15 protein-coding genes and 3 pseudogenes are annotated in these 23,873 nt (G+C 57.3%); 9 read left to right on the forward strand and 9 right to left on the reverse strand.

The genetic code is table 11. The features are described 5' to 3' along the window. Nucleotides 1–100: 100 nt before the first annotated feature. A complete protein-coding gene (ahpC, locus tag NRB16_RS05885) occupies nucleotides 101–664 on the reverse strand; it encodes an alkyl hydroperoxide reductase subunit C (protein WP_045491089.1) in 564 nt (187 codons plus the stop codon). Nucleotides 665–778: 114 nt separating this feature from the next. Then, nucleotides 779–1,738 carry a site-specific integrase gene (locus NRB16_RS05890; protein WP_253112390.1) on the reverse strand — a complete coding sequence of 320 codons (960 nt, stop codon included), beginning with the start codon at nucleotides 1,736–1,738 and terminating at the stop codon, nucleotides 779–781. A 168-nt stretch (nucleotides 1,739–1,906) separates the two neighbouring features. Between NRB16_RS05890 and NRB16_RS05895 the strand changes: the two genes are divergently transcribed. Next, nucleotides 1,907–2,890: a DNA-binding protein gene (locus NRB16_RS05895; protein WP_257105690.1), complete on the forward strand. Its 984-nt coding sequence runs from the start codon at nucleotides 1,907–1,909 to the stop codon at nucleotides 2,888–2,890. Beyond that, nucleotides 2,878–4,932 (forward strand): annotated as a pseudogene (locus tag NRB16_RS05900) (DEAD/DEAH box helicase); the annotation flags it as partial. The gene NRB16_RS05895 and the pseudogene NRB16_RS05900, both read left to right, overlap by 13 nt. Before the next feature lie 8 nt (nucleotides 4,933–4,940). On the opposite strand, the gene NRB16_RS29575 reads toward NRB16_RS05900, so the two are convergent. After that, nucleotides 4,941–5,141 (reverse strand): Mu transposase C-terminal domain-containing protein, encoded by a 201-nt coding sequence (locus tag NRB16_RS29575; protein ID WP_373568433.1) that lies wholly within the window; start codon nucleotides 5,139–5,141, stop codon nucleotides 4,941–4,943. Nucleotides 5,142–5,498: 357 nt separating this feature from the next. Here NRB16_RS29575 and NRB16_RS05905 point away from each other — a divergent pair, with 357 nt between their 5' ends. From NRB16_RS05905 to NRB16_RS05915, 3 genes and pseudogenes are all read left to right on the forward strand, one after another. Then, nucleotides 5,499–8,885 (forward strand): STY4851/ECs_5259 family protein, encoded by a 3,387-nt coding sequence (locus NRB16_RS05905; RefSeq protein WP_257105691.1) that lies wholly within the window; start codon nucleotides 5,499–5,501, stop codon nucleotides 8,883–8,885. A gap of 26 nt (nucleotides 8,886–8,911) precedes the next feature. Next, a complete protein-coding gene (locus NRB16_RS05910) occupies nucleotides 8,912–15,133 on the forward strand; it encodes a DEAD/DEAH box helicase (RefSeq protein ID WP_257105692.1) in 6,222 nt (2,073 codons plus the stop codon). A gap of 391 nt (nucleotides 15,134–15,524) precedes the next feature. Further along, nucleotides 15,525–15,728: pseudogene (locus tag NRB16_RS05915) on the forward strand (hypothetical protein); the annotation flags it as partial. 195 nt (nucleotides 15,729–15,923) lie between these two features. Here the strand turns inward: NRB16_RS05915 and NRB16_RS05920 are convergent. The 5 genes and pseudogenes from NRB16_RS05920 to NRB16_RS05940 all read right to left on the reverse strand — a co-directional run bounded on the left by NRB16_RS05920 (nucleotide 15,924) and on the right by NRB16_RS05940 (nucleotide 21,426). Then, nucleotides 15,924–16,358, reverse strand: a complete 435-nt coding sequence (locus tag NRB16_RS05920; protein ID WP_257105737.1) for a response regulator — start codon at nucleotides 16,356–16,358, stop codon at nucleotides 15,924–15,926. Beyond that, nucleotides 16,353–17,639: pseudogene (locus NRB16_RS05925) on the reverse strand (ATP-binding protein); the annotation flags it as partial. The pseudogene NRB16_RS05925 and the gene NRB16_RS05920, both read right to left, overlap by 6 nt. Before the next feature lie 70 nt (nucleotides 17,640–17,709). Further along, nucleotides 17,710–19,068 (reverse strand): glutathione-disulfide reductase, encoded by a 1,359-nt coding sequence (gene gorA, locus NRB16_RS05930; RefSeq protein WP_257105694.1) that lies wholly within the window; start codon nucleotides 19,066–19,068, stop codon nucleotides 17,710–17,712. A 112-nt stretch (nucleotides 19,069–19,180) separates the two neighbouring features. Then, nucleotides 19,181–20,020: a UTP--glucose-1-phosphate uridylyltransferase GalU gene (gene galU, locus NRB16_RS05935; RefSeq protein ID WP_045491081.1), complete on the reverse strand. Its 840-nt coding sequence runs from the start codon at nucleotides 20,018–20,020 to the stop codon at nucleotides 19,181–19,183. A gap of 44 nt (nucleotides 20,021–20,064) precedes the next feature. After that, nucleotides 20,065–21,426, reverse strand: coding sequence for a UDP-glucose/GDP-mannose dehydrogenase family protein (locus tag NRB16_RS05940; protein WP_257105695.1), 1,362 nt, complete (start codon nucleotides 21,424–21,426; stop codon nucleotides 20,065–20,067). A 245-nt stretch (nucleotides 21,427–21,671) separates the two neighbouring features. On the opposite strand from NRB16_RS05940, the gene NRB16_RS05945 reads away from it, so the two are divergent. After that, nucleotides 21,672–21,953, forward strand: coding sequence for a hypothetical protein (locus NRB16_RS05945; RefSeq protein WP_045491076.1), 282 nt, complete (start codon nucleotides 21,672–21,674; stop codon nucleotides 21,951–21,953). Nucleotides 21,954–22,058: 105 nt separating this feature from the next. Here NRB16_RS05945 and NRB16_RS05950 read toward each other — a convergent pair whose 3' ends face one another. Further along, nucleotides 22,059–22,412, reverse strand: coding sequence for a hypothetical protein (locus NRB16_RS05950; RefSeq protein WP_045491073.1), 354 nt, complete (start codon nucleotides 22,410–22,412; stop codon nucleotides 22,059–22,061). 168 nt (nucleotides 22,413–22,580) lie between these two features. On the opposite strand from NRB16_RS05950, the gene NRB16_RS05955 reads away from it, so the two are divergent. The 3 genes from NRB16_RS05955 to alkB all read left to right on the forward strand — a co-directional run bounded on the left by NRB16_RS05955 (nucleotide 22,581) and on the right by alkB (nucleotide 23,847). Then, nucleotides 22,581–22,886, forward strand: coding sequence for a DUF1883 domain-containing protein (locus tag NRB16_RS05955; protein ID WP_045491071.1), 306 nt, complete (start codon nucleotides 22,581–22,583; stop codon nucleotides 22,884–22,886). 24 nt (nucleotides 22,887–22,910) lie between these two features. Continuing rightward, a complete protein-coding gene (locus NRB16_RS05960) occupies nucleotides 22,911–23,090 on the forward strand; it encodes a hypothetical protein (RefSeq protein ID WP_045491068.1) in 180 nt (59 codons plus the stop codon). A 109-nt stretch (nucleotides 23,091–23,199) separates the two neighbouring features. Continuing rightward, nucleotides 23,200–23,847 (forward strand): DNA oxidative demethylase AlkB, encoded by a 648-nt coding sequence (gene alkB, locus NRB16_RS05965; protein WP_253112399.1) that lies wholly within the window; start codon nucleotides 23,200–23,202, stop codon nucleotides 23,845–23,847. The last annotated feature ends 26 nt before the right edge of the window (nucleotides 23,848–23,873 follow it).

Genomic DNA, 23,873 nt, shown 5'->3' on the forward strand with positions numbered 1-23,873 from the left:
GAAATAAAAACGCCCAGGCGATGACCGCCCGGGCGTTTGATGGGGCGATGCGGTTTACAGACTTACGCGTGCGGCGCCCCGATCGTTTGCGGCATGCGGATCAGATCTTGCCGACCAGGTCCAGGGACGGAGCCAGAGTGGCCTCGCCTTCCTGCCATTTGGCTGGGCAGACTTCGCCTGGGTGAGCAGCAACGTACTGAGCGGCCTTGATCTTGCGCAGCAGCTCGGAAGCGTCACGGCCTACGCCGCCGTCGTTGAGCTCAACGATCTTGATCTGGCCTTCCGGGTTGATTACGAAAGTGCCACGGTCAGCCAGACCGGCTTCTTCGATCAGCACGTCGAAGTTGCGCGAGATGGTCAGGGTTGGGTCGCCGATCATGGTGTATTTGATCTTGCCGATGGCTGGCGAGGTGTTGTGCCAGGCAGCGTGGGCGAAATGGGTGTCGGTCGAAACGCTGTAGATTTCTACGCCCAGCTTCTGGAATTCTGCGTAGTTGTCAGCCAGGTCTTCCAGTTCGGTCGGGCAGACGAAGGTGAAGTCGGCTGGGTAGAAGAACACCACAGACCACTTGCCTTTCAGGTCGGCGTCCGAGACGTCAACGAATTTGCCTTCTTTGTAGGCAGTCGCTTTGAACGGTTTGACTTGGCTGTTGATGATAGGCATCGATGAATCTCCATGGTGAGTGAATCGAATGAGTTTGGATTCGATGGAAAGAAGCTTACCCACAATCGGCGCACCAGGCTCATTGGTAAAGTCGATGCTGCTGATTGCTTTTGACTATGGCGGATCATTATTAATAGAAGAAATCTTCAATTCGGTGACAGGCACTGCTGCCTTGCCGAACGGTGAGGTTTCAATGTAGCGCATGGCTGACTTCATGTCCTTCCAGCCGACATAACTCATCAGCGACTTCAGATCCCAGCCATTGTGCTGCGCCCAGGTGGCGAAGCCGCGCCGCAGCGAGTGGCTGCTGTAGGCATCCGCCTTGATTGCGGCGCGCTCGAACGCCTGGCGTAGCAAGGTGATGATGCTGTTGGCGTGCAACCCCTCCTCGCCCAGATTGCCCCAGCGGTCAATACTGCGAAACACCGGCCCGTGCTCCAGTGCGGCGCAGTCTATCCAGTCAAGGTACGCCTGCACTGGGCACAAACGCAGCAGCGCCGGCGTCTGGAAACTGCGCCCGGTGAAATCCCGATCACTTTTGCTGCGCGGCAGGTACAGGGTAATCCCGACTCCGCTCACGGCCTTGACATGCTCAACCTGCAGGCGGCACAGCTCGTCACTGCGAAAGCCGCGCCAGAAACCCAGCAGGATCAACGCCGCGTCACGCCGACAACGCATCACCTGCCCATGATCCTGCACCTGGGCGGCCTGACGCGCCTGCTGGTCGAGGCTGTCGACCACCTGTTGCAAGTCTCCCAGCTGCAAAGGCTCGGCCTGCTTTTCCTGGGCCGGGTGCACAGCGCGAATGCCCTTGAGCACCTGACGCACCACCGGCGCCTTGGTCGGATCGACGAAGCCCTGGCTGGTGTGCCACTGCGCTAATGCCGAAAGGCGCAGCTTCAGCGTATTGATCGACAGCACGCCAGCGTAACTGGCCAGGTAGCGCGCCACGCTGTCGCTGGTGGCCGGCAGAAAACCGCCAAACGTCACTTCGAAATGTTCGATGGCCGCCCGGTAGCTGCGCCGTGTGTTGTCGCGCGTGGCGGCAGCGATGTAACGATCAATCTCGCTCATGAGGGTTTCATACCGTACTGAACCGTAAAAAGCCGCCTGACAACGACTGACACGGGATAATACGCCAATATCCCGTGTTAAATAAGATGATATTTACCCTATGAAGATCGTACTATTTAGTATGTAATTACAGGATACATACCACAGTACGAAATCGTAGGAGCAGCCATGGCGCGCGGCGGAATCAATAAGGCCCTGGTGCACAAAGCCAGACAGGCGCTGCTGGCGCGCGGCGACAACCCGAGCATCGACGCAGTACGCGTTGAAATGGGCAATACCGGCTCTAAAACCACCATTCATCGCTATCTCAAAGAGCTGGAGGGGCACGACAGCCCTGCCCCAAGCCTTAATGAAGAGCTGGCCGAACTGGTCGCGGTGTTGGCTGAGCGACTGCAAGGCCAGGCTCAGGAGCGCATTGATGAAGCCGAGCAACACGCAAGTCAGCAGTGCCAGGCTATGCGCGCAGAACTCGCAGGCGTGCAGCAGCAACTGGAGCAATGGCAAACCCGCTTTGATTTGCAAAAAGAAGTGTTGAGCAAAGAAACCCAGGCGCTGGAGCAAACCAAAGACGCTCTGCAGCAGGCCAAAACCGAGAACACTCGGCTGAATCAGGCCAACCAAGACCTGCAATCACGCCTGGAAGATCGCGACCGGCATCTCGAATCGCTGGAAGAAAAGCATCGCCACGCCCGCGACGCCCTGGAGCACTACCGCAACTCGGTGAAAGAACAGCGCGACCAGGACCAGCAGCGCTACGAGGGGCAACTCCAACAGTTGCAAATGGAGCTGCGGCAGTCGCGGCAAACCCTGGCCTTGCACCAGGAATCGATCACCCTGCTCAACCGCGATAACGAGCGCTTGCTGGCTGAGCAACGCGGCACCGCCCGAGAACTGCATGCTTGCCAGACGCAACTGGACAAAACCACCAAGCAGGCTGAAAAAGCCGGCGCCGAACAACACAAAGCCATCAATCGCAGCGCCCAACTGGAAGTACGCCTGCAAACCGCCCAGCAGCAAAGCGCTGCACTCAAGCACAGCCTGAGCGAAGCCACGCAACAAAACCGCATGCTCGAATTACTGCTGAGCAGAAAGGAAGCCGCCCTGGAAACCCTGCAGGCGCAAATTGCCGAACACGACTCGCCCACCCCGTAGGAGCGGCTTTGTACATCAGCCCCTTAAAGGCCCTCATAAACGATCAATGGGGCAGGCTCGACCGACTCTGTGAGCAGTTGGAAATTCCAGTAGTGGCTTGGCACGGCGATATCTCCTCCAGCAGGAAGCACCGATTCCTCAAGTCGCCTGAAGGTGTTCTGCTGATTACCCCTGAATCGCTGGAGGCGTTGTTCGTCAATCGGGGCTCAAGTCTGCCAGGAGTATTTCAGAACCTGCGTTACATCGTGTTGGACGAGCTCCACGCCTTCATAGGCAGTGAGCGTGGTAAGCAACTTCAATCTTTGATGCACCGAGTCGAATTAATCGCAGGTCGGAACCTTCCTCGTGTGGGCCTCTCCGCGACACTTGGAGATATGAGGCTGGGCTCTGAGTTTCTGCGCCCGGGCGCAGCTAATCACGTCACGGTGATTGAGTCGAAAAACTCGAATCAGGAGATCCAGGTACAGGTTCGTGGGTATATCCAGCCACCGATGAGCCATCTGCTCAAAACCGTCCCCCCTGCCCCCGACAGCCAAAATGAAGATCAAGCCAAAGGAGACGGTGAGGCGGATGAGGAAGAAGACAAAGCCAGTCCAGATTTCGCTATCGCCGACCACCTCTACAAAGTGCTGCGCGGCAGCAACAACCTGATTTTTCCAAACAGTCGTGCACAGGTGGAGTGGTATGCCGATCAGTTGCGCCGACGTTGCGAGCACAATGGCGTTCCCAATGAGTTTTGGCCCCATCACGGCAGCCTTTCGAAAGACCTGCGAGAACAAGCTGAGCAAGCCCTGAAGGCTGGAACTCACGCCGCATCCGCTATCTGCACCACCACCCTTGAGCTCGGCATCGACATCGGCAACATCAAGACGGTCGCTCAGATTGGCTCTCCTCCATCGGTAGCCAGTCTAAGACAGCGACTAGGTCGATCAGGAAGACGAGCCGGTGAAAAAGCCACGCTTCGCGTCTACTGCAAAGAATCTCCATTGAAGGATGGATCGAGTCTGTCCGACCAGTTACGCCAAAGTCTTGTTCAGACCATCGCGATGATCAGACTGCTGTCCCGCGGCTGGTTCGAGCCGCCACGGGCTCAGGGCATCCACGCCTCAACACTGGTACAGCAAACCCTGTCTTTCATCGCCCAGTCAGGTGGTGCGTCGGCTGGCGACCTGTGGAAGAGCCTGGTTGCCGAGGGTGCTTTTGAAACCATCGACAAATCGGACTTCATTGCCCTGCTCAAAGCTCTGGGTGAGCACGAACTAATTGTTCAGGACAGCTCAGGGTTACTGCTCCCTGGAGTGATCGGCGAACGCATGATCAACCACTATGAGTTCTACAGTGCGTTTACCAGTGACGAAGAGTTTCGTCTGGTGTGCGAAGGCAAGACCCTCGGATCGGTGCCTGTCAGCCGCCCCCTGACTAAGGATCAGCGCATCATTTTCGGCGGGCGCAGATGGCAAGTCAGGGATGTAGATCTGCAGGCAAAAGTGATCACGGTCTCGGCGGCACGTGCGGGCGCTCCGCCCAGCTTCGATGGCTTGGGTGCCATGGTTCAGGACACTGTACGAGAAGAGATGCGAGCGGTGCTCGCTGAGTCTACGCCCTGCCCGTTCCTCGACTCCGGAGGTCAGCAGCTGCTGAATGAGGCCAGGACACTGTTCGGCGGGCTGGGGCTCGCCGATCGCTATCTGGTCGAAGCTGGGGGCAAGTGTTACCTAGTGAGCTGGTTGGGCGATTATGCAAATGACGCTTTGCGTTTGCTGCTCAACCACGTGGGTACCCCATGTGAAAACGCAGGCTTGTTTCTTGAGATCGGCGCCGAGCTTGATCACGCGAAAGCAGCCCTGGGTACTGTTGCGAATCTAGACATCAGCGATTTGCCCACAATCCTCGCCGACGTCGAAAACATGAACCGAGAGAAATGGGATTGGGCTCTGCCCGAAGCACTGCTTATGAAGTCATTTGCGTCCATATCGCTAGATCTTGATGCTGCAGTTGCATTTGCCCGATCGGTTGGGGCCGCTGAGGCCATCAAGCGCTGAGCCGTCATCTATACGATTTCGTCATCTCGCGTTGCTACCCGATGAGTCTTGCCGCTGCACGTGACGTGTATTGCCGTCAAATCGTTGAGGCTGGAACGGACTGATACCCCGTTACGGGGAAGCGAGCCGCGAGGTAAGTGGGTGTACAGTTGCCCACAAAAATGGACGCCCTTATGGGTAACGAGCCGAGTCTGCTCCTTCGATTTCATGACCGCGTTCCTTTTAAGAATGCATGAGCACAATTTCTCTAATTTAGCGCACGGAATCGGACTTCACACACGGCTACTCCAGACTATGGAGGTGACGGTGAGTAGCGACGCCGGATCATTCAGGGAGCTTCCACAGCTAGGGGCGATTTGGCTTCGCAATGCTGCCGCTTTTAGTACTGCGCCTAGATGAGCTCAAGCGAAATGTCGCACGCCACACCCAAATGGATGCACGACTGTGGCCGCCTCTGAGGGAATTAGTCCGTGCTCAAGATTTTCCTGAAAATGGGCGTAGTAGCGCTGCGATCTTGTCGCTAGCATAGTGCCAGCTTGCTTAACCGGTGAAGAGGATAGGGACGAATGGAATCGAGTGTTGTGACGCGGGCTGAACTGCGAAACTGGCTTCGGGCGTTTTGCAGTGCAAGAGGAGTTGAGCAACCGACAGGTTCCTCACTTTATTCGCTGAAGGTCTCAGATAATGAGTTTGCATCGCTTGGCATTGAGCTCAGACACCATGCCGCAGAGCTCTATCACCTCAGCGAGTCTGCAGCTTACGCAGCATGCTGGTTACTCTATGCTGCCGAATGGTGGAAGCGATGCTATGGCGGCGGCGCCTGGGCATGGAAGCCACTGTTCGATAGCATCAATATGTCCGTACCGTCGCATCAACGTATTCAGCAGCTAGTTGCATCGGGCAGAAAGTATTGGCATCTCACAAGCGAAATGAATGCAGGCAAGCGGTATATTGGTGAGGTAGCCATTCAGGGCGGGCTTCCCCTTCGCTTGATTGAGACTGCGCAAGGAAACGTGTCTCGCCTCCTTCATGCGGTGCTGCGTCAGACTATTTCATTCGACCTGTCCTCAGCCGCAATACGGGCTGAAGTCCAAAGCCTGCACCCTCTTCTTCCTCGAAGCTATCGTCAACCTGCGATCTACGACTTGTTGGGCAAAGTGGTAGAAGTCGTCAAGGATTTGCGCTCGCGCTACGCGCTCAAAGATGCCGATGATCCCATCATGTCTCTTCAGCGAGCCTATCCTGAATGGGCCGACGAATTCCCGCTGCGCATAGACGGGGAAGCAGCATCACAACTGCTTCGTGGCTTGGTACGCGAAGCGGGTGAAACTGAGCGATGTGATCGCCGTATACCCTTTTGGATGCGACGCCAGCTGAGCTTCGATGCTGACGGCTCATGCGTTCTTGAGACCAGGGTAGAAGTACTGCCCACAAGCACGCCCGCCCTAGTCGCGCAGCTGTTCGGATGCGCGCCAGAAGAGCTGCCTGCGTCATTTCAAATCTCGTTGATTTTGGGCGGTAATCGCTTTGCGTTAGCTGAGTGCGTGGTGCGGAGCCAAGGTATACGCATGGCCGTGCAGAACGTTCAGCTTCCCGATGATTGCCATATGTCTTTTGCACAGTTGCAGCTCAGCCGGTATGGAGAAACACTCCACACCGCCATGCTCCCCGGCGGGGAAAGACTGGAAGAAAACGCCCCGTGGGTATTCGAAAACGCATTCCCTGTTGCTAGGTTGCTGAAGGTTGGCAGCTTACGTATTGGCGCACCCTCCGCCCTCGTCTGCATCCCTGACGCCGCATTTTTCTTCAGTGAGGAAGGTGAATGCGAGTCCAGACTCAGCCCCGTGGATGGCAGATCGCTGAAGCTGCTCACTTCTGGCACCTCTCGAATGTCCTACAAGGGGGATGTGTATCGTATCCACTGCGGCGTTCAAAGCAACGAAAGTGAGCTGCTGCAGTGGCGCGGCCGAATTCTCGACGTCCAAGCGGAACCTGCATTTGTATATGCAGGCATGCCAACACTCCACCGCGTTCACAAGGACGGCACCTCCTCGCGCGTAACCGATGGAGAAATAGTGTGGAGCACAGTCGCTGGCGAAGAACGCGTCGTTTCGGACGCACGCCCGGCACTGGGGATGGGTACGTTGTCATGGAAGCTGGATGGGGAAACTCAGATCCGACAGACAGCAGTATGCCTACCCAATAATGCCGTGATCGAATCCGAGGCGGGTTCATCTGCTTCGACCGGACTAATTCACCTGAGAGGCTGGCCAGCACAGGCGGTTATATCGGCAGGGAACGAATGCCATGTTGACGCCGTTCCAGATGGCATGTCCTGGCGAGTGGCAGTGACCGCGCAACCCAACCAGATTCCCTCGCACGTCAGTCTGCAACTGGCGTGGGCGGGTGGAAGAACGCAGAAGATAACCCTGCCGTTTCCTGGAAAAGGCGCCGTATTTCTTGATTCGGCAGGCACGCGCCTTGCGCCTGATGCGGAGTTGGAAGTCAACAACCTCATGGGCTCCCGACTCACACTCATGCCAGGCCGACATGGTGTCGCTTGGAAGGTGTGTTTGTCGTTGAAGTCAAAACGAGGCGGCCAGGAATTGGCAACTCGTGTGTTCAGTTATGGGCGCTCCTGCGAGGTACGCCTCTTTGAGTTCATGAGACCGATCCAACAAATGCTGGCTTGCACCGAAGACCTGGATGCGTATGTTCAGGTAGAAGCCCTGGAGGGCGGCTCCCTGCGTGCGAAGCTGTTGGTCAGACGTTATGCCACACGGCTAGAAGTCGATAGAAGCAGCGGCAGCGTGCACTATCCAGCACATGCACTGGCGCCTGATGAGGATGCGTTGAAGCTGCTTGATGTATTCGCGCTGTGTATTACTCATCCAGAACAAGGGCCCGAAACCCTTACGCGAGCCCGATCCAAAGAAGACAGCCTAGAACGATGGTGGTTTAACCCCCAGACCAAACAAGAAGGCGCATGGCTGATCTATCCGGATACCCAGTCGCGAAATGCGTTCAGGCCCCTCGCCTGGAGTACACATGATCAACCAACCGGGCAACCTGTGATCGCTCATGAAGGGTTGCGCGCAGCACTGGCTATTGAGTCCTCAGGAGCGCGCTTCGCTGCGTTGACAAGTGCCGTGGACACGATGACCAGTAGTCCTGGCCATGCTGACTGGCGGCTGCTGGAGGAATTGCTTATCCATACTTCTCACCTCCCGCTAGCGGGTTTGGATATATGGCGGGTTTTCGCTCGCCGCCCCGCAGCCATGATCACTGCCCTGCTTCACCTGGAAGGATTCGCCGAGCACGTCGCACAGCGGATCACCGAAGAGCTTCCATTCGAATGGGTCTTAGCCTCTCCCCAAGACTGGGTCAGCAGCGTCGCCATACTGAGGCGTTATTACTATCAGGACGACGGCGATCGAGGCGTTCGCGCTCTGAAGCGAAGCCTGGAGGCGATCAAACAAAGCATGAGTATGTCGCAACCTGGCACCGTGCTTGGAATCGACTTGGCCTGTCATGAAGCCATGAGCCTTCCGACTCAGGAAACACGGCTTTTACTAAACCATAACGCTGTACTCGACGACCACCTCTTCCGTGCCTTGGTAGCAATTGAGCACGGCCCGCTCCAATCACTGGTACGTCAGTCTGACCGTGGCGACATGTGGCCTAACGAGCTTCATCAGGACGTTTCCAAATTCATCGGAAGCGCGTCAGGCAAATCGATCCTCTCCAGGTTTCCACCGGTACTGGGAGATTTCAAGAGGCTGACAATCGCCTTTCCCATGTGGGTCGCTTACGAGGTCACCCGGGGAGCTGCCCGCGACTGGTTAGCGCAACCAGACAGGCTGCATGCACTTCGAACCTATCAGAGCTTTGATCCTGCATGGTTCGATGCGGCCTACCACTTCTCGCTCGTTCACTTCTTCAAACCGGCATAACAGCATTCCATCTGGACGGAAAAACCATGGCTTATTTTGAATCGCTGATCACTGAACTCAAGACCCGTAGCACTCGGGCGATCCAGAGTCTTCTCTCGCTCGAAAGCAAACCTCTTCGCGACTTTTTGAGCGAGAAGCTGGCCGCAACACCCGGATCAAAAGATGCTCTGCTGGCCGATTCTGTGTTTGAGCCCACCTTCGGATGGCTCAAGAGCGGCGCAACCTTACAGTCCTTGTCGGGCGGGCTGCTCAGCTCCCAACTGGTAAAGTGCATGCAGCGGCCGCCCGCGGTCTTCGCCGATGAATATACGTTTCCAGGCGATAGGCAGATATTCACCCACCAGCTGGAAGCATGGGAGATCCTAGGTCAAGAAAAACCAGCATCCCTTGTTGTCACCAGCGGCACGGGGTCGGGCAAGTCCGAATGTTTTCTCGTCCCAATTCTGAACAGTCTGGCTCGTGATATCGAACGCAGGGGCAGGCTGCAGGGTGTTCAAGCCCTTTTTATCTACCCGCTTAACGCGCTTATCAACAGCCAGCAGAATCGTCTGGACGCCTGGACAGACGGGTTTAACGGTGATCTGCGCTACTGCCTTTATACCGGTGCTCTAGAGAACGAAGTCAAAAGCACAGCAAAACAGTCTGCGGGCCATGTGGCAGATCGTACCTCCCTTCGCGCCAGCGCTCCTCCGGTTCTCGTCACCAACGCAACCATGCTTGAGTACATGCTGGTTCGTAAGGAAGATGCCCCCATTCTTGAGCAGTCCAAGGGGCAGCTTCGCTGGATCGTTCTAGACGAAGCACACACTTATGTTGGCTCGCAAGCCGCCGAAATGGCGCTCCTGCTACGTCGGGTCATGCTCGCATTCGACGTAGATCCGCGTGACGTCCGTTTCATCGCGACATCCGCAACGTTTGGTTCGGATAAAAAGACCGTCGAGTCGCTGCAGTCCTTCCTTGCTGACATGGCCGGCATTGAACTTGACCAGATCCATGTCGTTCATGGTTCCCGACACGTTCCCGACATTGCGCCGCTACAGACGCAACATTCCTCGAATAAGTCCACAGATGAGCTGATGGAAATAGGGAACGGTCAGGAGATCAGTAGAGAGCGGTATCACGCGCTTACGCAGCATCCAATGGCACGCCAAATCCGAACTGCATTCCTGAAGCCAGGGGGTACTCGCGTAAACACGCTTGCAGATCTTCATCGCTCGCTAAATGGAGATGTAAGCCCCGCTGATATCCTGAACATGCTGGACATACTTTCAGGTACGCGAAGTGGTACCACGGATGATGACCCGTTCTTCCTTCCTCTGCGCGTACATCTGTTTCATAACGTGTTGTCAGGCATTAAGGTCTGCATCGATCCCAAATGCGCTCACAAGCTTCAGACTGTCTTGGACACGCCCGAATGGCCTTACGGAATGGTCTACACCGCCGAGCGGTTGAGCTGCGACTGTGGCTGTCCGTTGATTGGCCTGGTCAGTTGCAACGATTGCAACCAGCCATTTTTGCTTGCGCATCGACGTGGCAATCTTTCACTAACAGCTGCTGACGATCATTCGGAAGATGAGTTTTCCATCAACCTCGATGCAGAAGTCGAGTTGGAGGGGGATGAGACCTCCGGCGCCACTTCGGACGTGCATATGCTGATCGTCAACCGTATCGCTGGCGTTCAGACAGAACGGCTTTGGTTCAATCCCACGAAGAAGCAGGTGGAAGGCCACGCGTCCACACCCGATTCCATCGAGATGAGGGTATTCAATCAGATACAGCGCGACCAATGCCCTTGTTGTACGCAGGAGTCAGCTTCAGGCCGACAATTTCGCAGAGCGTCAATTGGCACCCCGTTCATGCTGAGCACCGTTATCTCGACGGTGCTGGAGTTCTGCCCCGAAGACAAAATTGATCCTCTCAACAAACCCTTCCGCGGTCGGAAAATGATTTCGTTTACCGACAGCAGACAAGGCACTGCCCGCATCGCGGTGAAGCTACAGCAGGACTCGGAACGGAACCGAATCCGCAGTCTGGTGTACCACTCGCTGCTAGGCGCTACGCCATCAGCATCGCTGTCCGAAGAAGACGAGCAGGATTTGCACGATTATCTGGATGAAGAGCGCGCAGGTACCATCCGACCACGTGATGTTCGCCGGCTGCAGGAGTTGAAGGATCGCAAGGCCAGTCTGTCCAAAGGCGTTGAACTGCCTTGGACAGAGATGGTGAGCAGCTTGACCACCAACAAGGATTTGCAGGAGGGATTGCTGCGCTACTACAGCACACTGTCGAAGATCGCATTTCCTGAAACCAGCGGTGCGAGAACCCTTGCAGGGGTGATGCTTGCGAGGGAATTTGTTCGTCGCCCCAAACGACAGAACAACCTGGAAACCATGGGCTTGGTAGAGATCACCTACCCAGCTCTTGCGCACGTCGTCAAAGCCCCCCTGGAGTGGCCCACAGGCAATATTGTGAGCTGGCGAGCCTACCTCAAGATTCTGCTCGACTTTTATGTTCGTGAGAACAGCTTCCTGCACCTTGATCAGGAATGGCAACGTTTCATCGGTGCAAAGATCAGCCCTAAATGGCTCCTCGCGCCAACCTCCAAGGAAAAAAACACCTCTAGGATCAAGACTTGGCCACAGGTTAATCCAGGTTCTAAGCGCCAATCGCGACCAATCCAGCTCCTCTGCAATGCGTTCAGCTGGGACGCGCAAGATAATCAGGACAAGATCAACCACCTTCTTCAAGAGGCCTGGATTGCCCTGACGACGACTTCGACGATTCTGCGAAGCAGTGAAACAGGCTATCAACTGCACCTTGAGTCCCTCCATTTTCGACTGAGCTCAGACGTGTTTCTGTGCCCCATCACCCGCCGACTCCTGGACACCTCGTTCAGCAACCTCTCCCCTTACTCAGCGCCTGGCGGGCAGAATCCTTTGCGGCCGATACGGCCTGTCTCGATGCCTCGATACCCTCAGGCGTTTGGCGGGGATGTGGATGCTTCAGAGAAAATCCTCAACGCCCGCGCCTGGCTAAACTCAGAACCAAAAGTGATCGGACTGCGCGATGAGGGTCTTTGGTCGGACTTGCATGACCGGATTATCGAGGGGGCGTCTTACTTCCGTACTGCGGAGCACTCTGCCCAACAACCGAAAGCGAAGCTCAAGTCCTACGAGACTCAGTTCCGTTCAGGTCACATCAATCTGTTGAGTTGCTCGACCACCATGGAGATGGGGATCGACATCAGCGGTATCACGGCCGTCGCAATGAACAACGTGCCGCCCCAGACGGCAAACTACTTGCAACGGGCAGGCCGGGCGGGACGACGCGGGGAAGGACGCGCCGTTGCGTTAACCATTTGCCGCAAGACACCCCACGACCAGCACGTGTTCGCCAAGCCCCGGTGGCCGTTCGATACAAACATGATCATTCCGGCGGTCTCACTGCGAAGCCCTGATCTGGTCGCGCGCCACGTCAACTCCTACCTTTTGTCTTACTGGCTCAAGACAGTCTTGGGGCGAGAGGAACTCAAAAGCATGACTATAGGCCCCTTCTGCATTGAGGAAGATGGCGATTCCCTGGCGGGTCGATTCGAAGCGTGGTGCACGAATACCGCGGGCAGTTTGCCGGCAGTCATCAAAGGGATCGAGAAGCTGGTTCACCGCAGCCCGCTCGTGGACATGAACCCTGAAACGCTAACCCGCCACACCGCAGCCGCAATGCGAGATGTCGCGCAGAGCTGGAGGGAGGATTACAACAACGCCAGTCAGGAGCTCGGCTACTTCAAAGGCTGCTCAGAAAAGAAGAGCGCGGCATTGCGTGCGCTGAATGCTCAGCTGGAGCGAATCACCGGAGAGTACCTGCTGAGTGAGCTGGCAACTCGCCGGTTCCTGCCAGGTTACGGTTTTCCCACGGACATCGTCAGCTTTAACAACATCATCAGACAGCCCCCAGACAAAGCGCGAGAATACTCGCGCGAAGATAACCGCGGGCGCTATTTGGATCTTGCGACACGAGACCGTGTAACCGGACTGAGGGAATATGCACCCGGCGCCGAAGTGGTCATGGACGGTTTGGTTTATGAGTCGCGGGGTATCTCACTCAATTGGAGGCTTCCCGCGTCCGAAGAAATCCTGCGTGAAGCGCAGCTTTTCAAGTATGCGTGGCGTTGCTCCCATTGCGGCGCAAGCGGGAGTACCTTTGCGCAACAACCGGGCGACTGCGGGCAGTGTGGAAGTCCCTTGGACGAGCAGGAAGATGTTCTGCGCTATCTGGTGCCTTCAGGATTCGCGGTGGACTTCTACGGTAAGGATCCGCACACAGATATCAGTAAGCCTACCTATATCCCCGTCCAGCGGCCTTGGCTAAGCGTAAACGAGCCTTGGTTGACACTCGCCAATCCAGCCAACGGCGCATTCAGAGCAAGCGCTAAAGCTCGCTTGTTCAACCATACCAGCGGGGATGGCGGACAAGGGTTTGCACTCTGCCTGGAGTGTGGTCGTGCCGAGGCAATGCTCAAGGACCCTGACGAGCAAGCTGCCAAGAACGAGAAATTTCTTCCGCACAAGTTTCGCAGCGGCCAACAACACAGAAGGCTCAGGGGGGGCCGCACCGACGATGGTGAGAGCATTTGCGCTGGCAGCTCCGACAGCTGGAAAATCCAACGCAATGTTCATTTGGGACATGACAGTGTCGCAGATGCTTTGGAAGTAATGATCCGGAACCCTGTGACGGGTGAGTATCTCAATGACGAAATTGCCGCCTTCAGCATTGCGGTTGCTCTGCGCGATGCCATTGCCGACCAAATGGGAGTAATGTCCGACGAGCTCGGTTTTGGTACCAAGCACGTTCAGTGGCAACGAGAGCCCGTTCGACTCATTCAAGTTTTCGACCTGCGCAGTGGCGGCTACACGTCCCAAGCTGCTCACCTGATGAACAGTCCAGTTCTGTGGGACAAGGTCTTGGATAGCCTTTCATGCCATTGCACCGGCGCCTGCCAAGAATGCTTGATCGGATTTGACACCCGGTTTGATGGTGAAAAGCTTGATCGCCACAAGGCGTTGGAATGGATATCCAAGGATTGGAGGGCATCCCTCGCCCTTCCCGATGACGAAGCGGTGTTCGGAGCGGACTCTGTCGCTGAAACCTCAACGCTTCTTGAAGCCGTAGAGCGGTATCTTGCTCAGGATAAATACAGTGCAGTCACCCTCTACCTTCAAGGGCCTACTTCACTTTGGGATCTGCCCATGGCCACTGTGCTGAGGGATAAAGTACTCGGTTGGCAATGCCACAGAAGGATCGATGTAACGCTCATTGCCGAAAACGGCACCCTTGCCCATCTCGATGAGGCCAGTCGTTACAGCCTGGCATCGTGGGTCGACGCAGGTATTACCTACGTGGAAAGCGATCCAAGCCGCATGAGTCTTCAGGGCGGCCATCACTTGTTAGTCGGGCTGACTGGTAAAGATGGCGAACTCACCTGGGCAAGCAGGCAAACCCTCATAGGCATAGCCAACCCTCACTGGGGAGAAAGCGATGGGGAAAGCCCACTGGTGCGAGGATTGCTCAGCCGCGGATTCGAACCTACCCGCCCCTACTCCCAGGGTGAAATCAGACCCAAAACCGGTGACATCGAGGTCGATATTCACAAGGATCTGGATGGAACCATCGCGCGATTCGGCGACCGACTCTGGGCACTGCTTTGTGATAAATCGCCGGGACTACGTGCGGCCCTGGAGGGGAACGATCCCCTCCAATCCGTGGCATACACTGACCGCTATGTTGTCTCGCCATTGGCAGCCGCGTTGCTGCTTGAAGCCCTGACAGCCCTGAGAGAACGCGCGACAGTGGAGTCTGGAGCGTTACCTGTCGCAATAACCGGCAGAGAATTTGAATCGAAAAGCCGCGCTCCTCAGCGGATTTGGCACGACTGGCTCAATGATGTCGATCGTGATCACGCGCTTCAGGAAGCTTTGGACTATGTAGGTTTTGAGGCTCAGGTCAGGAGTGAGCCAGGAATCGAACATGGGCGCATGTTGAAGCTGGTTTTCGAGTCTGGCAAACAAATCCGGATTCGTCTCGATCAAGGCTTCTCATATTGGCAGGTGGATCGCAACATGAGCCACCGGCAACAGCAGCTTTTCGACTTTAAGAAAGACTCTGTAACGCAGGGCAAGGCGCTTCATGACGTTGCGGCCGTATTGACTGCCCCGGAGATCGGCAACACGCAGATATTTATTGGACTGTAATCCACGAATTGCCGTTGAAAAGTGGGTTGGTACTCTTCAACGGCATCTCGACCGATCAGCAAGTCTGGCGTGCCGCGGCGAAAGTAAGTAGGTAGTGGCCGTTAGGGTGCTCGAACTACCCGCAGTGCACGCACACCGAAAAATGCTGCGAAAAGTGTGATGCGCCAATGATCCGAGCAGGCCGTTTCAAAATTTGCGTGAATGAGAACTGCAACTGGTGGATTCCGGTCTGCCCGGTAAGTGGTGGTGACATGTCCTATAAGACAGGTTTCTGGGGTTGCTCGCATTACCGTAGCAATGACCCCGGCTCCTGTCGTCATATTGAAAAACGGATCGGTGATCCGCCCTTGAGACCGTCCCATGTGCCCATGACAAGGACGCAGGCCACTCCATGAATCAAACTGCCCTAACCGCGCGAGAAGCCGGCCACGTGCTGCGCGACATTGCGCTGGGTGAACGCATCATGCGTCGCCTGGGTGATCAAAGCTGGCGTACGATCTATTGCGGTCTGATGACCGTCGAAGTCGATGGCTGGGTTATTACGTTCTGCAACGACTGCGACAGCTTGGACTACTGTGACAGTTGCTACAGCCCTTTAGCCGCAATACTGTTCAGATAAGCACTGCATGCCTTTGTGGGAGCGACCTTGGTCGCGAAGAGGCCAGTAAAAAAACTACATCTGCTGCGAATGTGCCGCCGTCTTCGCTAGCAACCGGAGCGCCGGCCGGCTGCTCCCACCGGGGGCATGCAGTACCCCCTTAACTGATCGGCATTAGTCCTACAACAGTATTCAAGCGGCCCTTTCAAGCATCCAGCGCACCCGCGCCGCCAGCTCATCGACATTGAACGGCTTGGTCAGCACGTCTTTTTCGACGGCCTGTGACACCTCGTCGATCTGAGGACTGCCGGCATAGCCCGTCATGAACAGCACGTTGAGCGCCGGCCGGAACTGACGGGCAATCCCGGCCAGCTGACGACCATTGAGGCCCGGCAGGCCGACATCGGTAATCAGCAAGTCGATACGAGCCGAGCCCTGCAGACGTTTGATAGCGCCTGCAGCATCGCCGGACTCCAGGGTTGAGTAACCAAGATCGCGCAACGCATCGACCACCAGCATCCGCACCGCGCTTTCATCCTCAACCACCAGCACGCACTCCCCCGCAACAGCGCGAGGCGCCTGCCGGGCATCACTGACATCGGCCACCCGCTGGCTGACCTGAGCCACACAAGGCAGATACAGCCGGATGCAGGTGCCCTCGCCCTCACGACTGTCGACCCGCACATGGCCGCCGGTCTGCTTCATGAAGCCGTAGACCATCGACAATCCCAAACCCGTACCCTGACCTACTGGTTTGGTGGTGAAAAATGGGTCGAAGACCTTTTCGATGACATGGGCAGGAATACCGCAACCACTGTCCTCGACGCTCAACTGCACATACTCGCCTGGCGCCAGGTCCTGATGCAGGGTGTCGATGGTCGTGACCTGGCTGCGCACCCGCAAACGCCCCCCTTCAGGCATGGCGTCCCGCGCATTGATCACCAGATTGAGTAACGCATTTTCCAACTGGTGCTCATCCGTACAAATGACCCTGTCATGCTCTTCAAGCTCGATCTGCAACTGAATGCTCTCGCCAATCGTGCGACGCAACAGCTCCTCCATGGACAGCACCATAGGATTGACGGGCATGATGCTGTTGCTCAACGACTGACGCCGGGCAAACGTCAATAAGCGCTGAGTCAGGGCCGCAGCGCGATTGGCCGCGGTCGTGGCTGCATCAATGTACTTGTCAACCTCAGCCACACGCCCGGCGGCAATCCGCCGCCGCGTAAGGTCCAGCGCCCCGAGCACACCGGTCAGCATGTTGTTGAAGTCATGGGCAATGCCTCCGGTCAATTGGCCAATGGCGTCCATCTTCTGCGCGTGGCGCAGTGCTTCTTCGGCCTGGGCGCGCTCGGCGATCTCCACCTGCAGGCGCTGATTGGCTTCGGCCAGCTCGCGGGTACGCTCTGCCACCCGCAACTCCAGACTGTCATTGAGTTCGCGCAACGCCTCTTCGGCATTGACCTGTGCGGTGATGTCGGTGTGAGTACCAAGCCAGTGGGTGATATGGCCCTGATCATCACGAATCGGCAATGCCCGACACAAAAACCAATTGAATGTGCCGTCCTTGCTGCGCAGCGGAAAGGTGTCTTCCCAGACCGAGCCCGTGGAGAAGCAATGTTTGAGTCGCGCAGTGACCCGCTGATAATGATCCTGATGATGCACCGCTCGCCAACCCAACGCCTGCATCGACTCCAGCGACGCGCCGGTATAGTCATACCAGCGCTCGTTGTACCAGCGGATACAGCCCTCGGGGTCAGCCGTCCAGGCCAACTGACTCATGTTGTCGGCCAGCGTGCGAAACTGTCGCTCGCTTTCACGCAGCGCATCGATCTGCCGCAGGGCGTTATTGTCGGGCGGCATGCAACTCAGTGGCATGACCGGCGTCGGGGTCTGCTTGCTCAACACAGGACTCCATCCTTGAATGCGGATTTTGCCCGGTTCTCATCCTGAAAACCGGGCATGGTAACAACCGTTAGCGCGCCACCGGACTGCGCATGGTGACGAACTCCTCCGCCGCCGTCGGATGCACGCCCAGGGTATCGTCGAACACCTGCTTGGTCGCACCGGCCTTGAGCGCGACCGCCAGGCTTTGCACGATCTCACCGGCATCCGGGCCGACCATATGGCAACCGAGCACCCGGTCACTGGCGCTGTCGACGATCAGCTTCATGAAAGTCCGCTCCTGATCATCGGTCAGGGTCAGTTTCATTGGCCTGAAACGGCTTTCGAACACCTGTACCGAGTAGCCCTCTTCAATGGCTTGCTCTTCGGTAAGGCCCACGGTGCCAATGTTCGGCAGACTGAAAACGGCTGTCGGGATGTGATTGTAGTCTACCGGGCGAAACTGCTCGGGCTTGAACAGACGACGGGCCACCGCCATGCCTTCTGCCAGCGCCACAGGCGTCAGTTGAACACCACCAATGACATCGCCCAACGCAAGAATCGACGGCTCGCTGCTCTGATAATGCTCATCGACCTGGATATAGCCCTGCTTGTCGAGTTTGACGTCGACAGTCTCCAGCCCCAAATTGTCGAGCATCGGTCGCCGGCCAGTGGCATAGAACACGCAATCGGTGTCCAGCGTGCCGCCATCCTTGAGACAGACCTTCAGACTACCGTCTGGCTGCTTGTCGATCCTTGAGATATCGCAATTGAAACGCACATCCATGCCATGCTTGAGCAATTCTTCATGCAAGTGCTTGCGCACCCCGCCGTCAAAACCGCGCAGGAACAGCTCGCCACGGTACGCCAGGGTGGTCTGCGCACCCAGGCCGTTGAAGATCGAGGCGAACTCGACCGCAATGTAGCCGCCGCCCACCACGATGATGCGTTTGGGCAACTCGGCCAGATGGAAAGCCTCGTTAGAGGTGATCGCATGCTCACGCCCCGGTACATCGGGCACTTGTGGCCAGCCACCGGTGGCGATCAGGATGCGTTCGGCGGTGTATGACGTGCCATCGACCTGCACAGTATGCGGGCCGGTGATCCGCCCATGCCCTTCGAGCAGGGTCACGCCACTGTCGACCAGCAGTTTGCGGTAAATACCGTTAAGACGCTGGATCTCCTTGTCTTTGTTGCCGATCAGGGTGGCCCAGTTGAACTCGGGCTGCCCTACATTCCAGCCAAAGCCTTTGGCATTGTCGAAGTCATCGGCAAAGTGCGCACCGTACACGAGCAGTTTTTTCGGCACACAGCCCACGTTGACACACGTACCGCCCAGATAACGGCTTTCCACAACCGCAACCCGCGCCCCGAAACCCGCAGCAAAGCGCGCTGCCCGTACACCACCGGAACCGGCGCCGATGACAAAAAGATCGAAGTCGTAAGCCATTACTGCCTCCATGAATAGGTGCTCAGCATAACGGCTATGCGAACCCCGCAGAAATGAAAAAGCCACCCCGGTGCGAACACCGGGATGGCTTTGGGTGGACAGGCAGGTGAAGTCAGAACGCTTTGCCGGTCTTGTAGAAGTTTTCGAAGCAGAAGTTGGTCGCGTCGATGTAACCCTCGGCGCCGCCGCAGTCGAAACGCTGGCCTTTGAACTTGTAAGCCAGCACGTTGCCTTGGGCAGCCTGCTTCATCAATGCGTCAGTGATCTGGATCTCGCCGCCTTTGCCTGGCTCGGTCTGTTCGATCAGCTCGAAAATGTCCGGCGTCAGGATGTAACGACCGATGATGGCCAGGTTCGACGGTGCGTCTTCAGGCTTCGGCTTCTCGACCATGTCGTTGACACGGAACAGACCCGGCTTGATTTCCTCACCGGCAATCACACCGTACTTGTTGGTTTCCTGCGGATCGACTTCCTGAATGGCAACGATCGAGCAGCGATACAGTTTGAACAGCTTGACCATCTGTTGCAGCACGCCGTCGCCTTCGAGGTTGACGCACAGGTCGTCGGCCAGTACCACGGCGAACGGCTCGTTGCCGATCAACGGGCGACCGCTGAGGATTGCGTGGCCCAGGCCTTTCATTTCAGTCTGACGGGTGTACGAGAAGCTGCACTCGTCGATCAGGCGGCGGATGCCGACCAGGTATTTTTCCTTGTCGGTGCCTTTGATCTGGTGCTCCAGCTCGTAGCTGATGTCGAAGTGATCTTCCAGCGCGCGCTTGCCGCGACCGGTGACGATGGAGATCTGGTTCAAGCCCGCTTCAAGTGCTTCTTCCACACCGTATTGAATCAGTGGCTTGTTGACCACTGGCAGCATCTCTTTGGGCATGGCTTTGGTCGCTGGCAAAAAGCGAGTGCCGTAACCGGCTGCAGGGAACAAGCATTTCTTGATCATATAAGTCCTTAGTTAAGGGCTGGGGCATTGTCGGCGCAGTCTAATCAGGCGGCGGTCACCTTACAATGCCCCACCACTGGCCTTCCGATGCCATGGTAGAGGAATCCTTGGGCAGATAGTTCCGCGCTGTCGTAGATATTGCGACCATCGAACAATACCGGCATGCGCATCGATGCGCGAATTCGCAGGAAATCGGGCTGGCGAAACTGCTTCCATTCGGTGACCAGCACCACCGCATCGGCGCCCTGCGCACAGCCGTAAAGCGACTCGCACAAGCGTAGCTGACCGCGGCCGATTGCATCGACATAACGCTCGGCCACCGCAACCATCGCGGCAGGATCAGTGGCCTGGACCTGGACACCGGCAGCCAACAGCGCGTCGATCAACACCAGGCTGGGGGCCTCGCGAATATCGTCGGTGCCCGGTTTGAAGGCCAGCCCCCAGACGCCGACCACCCGGCCTTGCAGATAGCCACCGAAATGCTGACGCAAGGCGCTGAACAACAGGGTTTTCTGGGTCGCATTGCGCGCCTGCACGGCTTTGAGAATCTGCGCCTCGAAGCCTTGCTGCTCGGCGGTCTTGATCAACGCCCGCACATCCTTGGGGAAACAGGAGCCACCGTAGCCGCAACCGGCATAAATAAAATGCGTACCGATCCGCTGATCACTGCCAATCGCGCGTCGAACCTGCTCGATATCCACGTCCAGCGCGGCGCACAGCCCGGCCATTTCGTTGATGAACGAAATCTTGGTGGCCAGGAAGGCGTTGGCCGCGTACTTGCTGAACTCTGCGGCGCGCAAGCCCATCACCAGGACACGCTCGCGGTTGCGCAAGAACGGGCTGTACAGCCGTTGCAACAACTCGGCCGACTGCATCTCGGCTGCACCAACGATCACTCTGTCCGGTCTCATGAAGTCGTCGATGGCCGCCCCCTCCTTGAGAAACTCCGGGTTGCTCGCCACCGGGATGCGCAGCTTCATGCCGCGCCGGACCAAGCGCTGATTGATACGCTGGGCAATTTTTTCACAGGTGCCCACCGGCACCGTGGACTTGTTGACCACCAGGCATGGACGAGCAAGGCACTGCCCCAACTGATCGGCCACTGCCAGCACATGGCGCAGATCGGCCGAACCATCTTCCTGGCTGGGCGTACCGACGGCAATGAACACGATGTCTGCCTGGCGCACGCCCTCGACGAGACTGCCAGTGAAACTCAACTGACCGCCGCCAGCGTGCTCTTTGAGCATCACTTGCAGGCCTGGCTCGTGAATCGGGCAATCTCCACGCTGCAAGGCCGCCAAACGAGCCGGCTGATGCTCGACGCAGATCACATGGTTGCCCATTTCGGCAAAACAGGCTGCGCTGACCAGCCCGACATAGCCGGCACCGATGATGCAGAGTCGCATAGTCGTGTCTCCTGACAAGATTTGCGACAATTGCACCGTCAGCCGGTTGCAGCATCGTGACGGGCACAAGACAGCCCTGTGACCGCCGACAACCCGGTAATTTATGGCGGAACGATGGCACCGCACCTCAGTCCAAGTGCATTATCCGGTTTTTAGCGCGCCCCAGACCTCAAGCACTGCGCATTCGAGGCAAGGCGCCGCAACTGAAACCACTCCTTCCAGAGCCAATAGCCGAAGCGACCATCATGATCAGACTGCTGCCCCTTATCGCTGTACTGGGCCTTACCGCGTGCGCCACTGCCTCCCCGACCTACATGAAAAACGGCCAACAGGGGCTGAGCATCGACTGTTCCGGCGAAGCGATGTCGTGGGCCAAGTGCTATGAAAAAGCCGAGGACTCTTGCGCTGGCACCGGTTACGAAATCGTCGGCACCGACGGCACTCCACAGCTTGACGCTGAAGAAAAGACCTTGGGCATGGACGTGGGTAACTTCAAGCACCGCAGCGTGCTGGTGGTCTGCAAGTAGGAGCGACCTTGGTCGCGAAGAGGGCGGTACATCCGCAGCAGATGTAGCGTTTTTATTGGCCTCTTCGCGAGCAGAGCTCGCTCCCACAGAGATACAAGTATTGCCTTAACCGGAGATGCACGCCTCAGCGGCCTTTTGCACGGCACCGCCACGGATCGGCAGGTTGTTGAGGTGTTCATGAACCTTGATCGAGCTGCCGCTGGAACGTTCGTCAATGTCGACAATCGCCGCCGGCGCATCGCTGAGCTTTTGTGCAACGATCAGGCGCACACCGTCGTTACGGGCTTCTTTCATCGGCGGCTGACGGCTGTCACCCAGCTTGTCGATAAAGCAATCGGCGTATTGGTCAGGCTTTTTGCCGGAAATAACGCTCAGGGTCGCGGGTGAATGCTCGATATCCTCGACTGTTGCGCACCCGGCCAATGTCGCCAGGGCCAGGATTACCACGGCCAGTTTCATGCTTTTTTCTCCAAAATAAAGCCGCTATGACCAGCACGGAGCGAATAAGATCCCGAGCGCGAAAACTTTTTGCCATCATAGGCAAATAACTGTGCGCCACTGCTCAAAACCTTTGCCGGGTCGTGTTATCGTCTCGCTTTTGCGATGCCGCCTGTTCCGGAGACACCCATGAAGTTCGTACACCAGCGTGAACACCTCAATGAAGACGATCTGGTCGTCATTGAATGTTCGCGTACCTGCAACATCCGCCTGATGAACGATGCGAACTTTCGCAGCTTCAAGAACGGCGGTCGGCACACCTATCATGGCGGCGCCTTCGACCGGTTCCCGGCCAAGATTACCGTACCGAGCAGCGGCTTCTGGAACATCACCATCGACACCGTCGGGCGCAAACCCGACAAAGACCCGGGCCACAAGCCGACCTTTAGCCACTCGATCAAGATTGTGCGCCGCTCGCCTTCACAGCTGCGCTGAACCCAGATCCGCCCAGGAGTCACCGTGACCAGCCCTGCCCCGACCATCAAGTTCGCCATCAGCTACAAACTCAATGGTGAGCGCCGCTTTGAATTCGCCTATCTACAGTCTGCCTGCGTGGACGAAGCCCGTGCGGCACTGGAAAAAATGCACGACCAGAGCGGCGACGTAATCAGCGACGTCAAGGTCAGCAAGGCGCTCTGACCGGCATCAAAGCCAGCGTGCACCAGGTCAGTCTGGCGGATGCCAGACCGGCCGCGAACCTGCAAAGATCAGCGGCCATGCCGCCCGGCGCTGGCGCCAGGATCCTGCGATGAATTTCGATCTGTTTGCCGACGACACACCCAAGGGCCGCGAAACCATCGGCCCGTCCGCCGTGGTGTTGCGCGGCTTCGCTTTGCCTGAAGCGCAGAGCTGCCTGGCACTGCTGAAGCAACTTCAGGCTGCCGCCCCCCTCCGGCACATGTCCACCCCTGGCGGCTACCGGATGTCAGCGGCGATGACCTGCTGCGGCGCGCTGGGCTGGATCACCGATCAGCATGGCTATCGCTACACCGCTGTCGACCCGTTGACCGGTCAAGCCTGGCCGACGATGCCCGACGCCTGGCGCATTCTGGCTCGTGAAGCCGCCGCACAGGCAGGCTTTGCCGGCTTCGAGCCGGATGCCTGCCTGATAAATCGCTATGTGCCCGGCGCGAAAATGTCGCTGCACCAGGACAAAGATGAACGCGACCACCGCTGGCCGGTGGTTTCGGTCTCGCTGGGGTTACCCGCAGTGTTCCAGTTCGGCGGCCTGAAGCGCAGTGACAAGCCCCTGCGCGTGCCGCTCTTTCATGGCGACGTGCTGGTCTGGGGCGGTGCCGACCGCCTGCGCTTTCATGGCATCCTGCCGGTTGCCGAAGGCGAACATCCGCTGCTGGGCGCGCAGCGGATAAACCTGACATTTCGCAAGGCGGGCTGACACCAAGACTGTTCAGTTGGACCGGT

The sequence above is a fragment of the Pseudomonas sp. LJDD11 genome (assembly GCF_024584215.1).
Taxonomy (GTDB): Bacteria; Pseudomonadota; Gammaproteobacteria; order Pseudomonadales; family Pseudomonadaceae; genus Aquipseudomonas.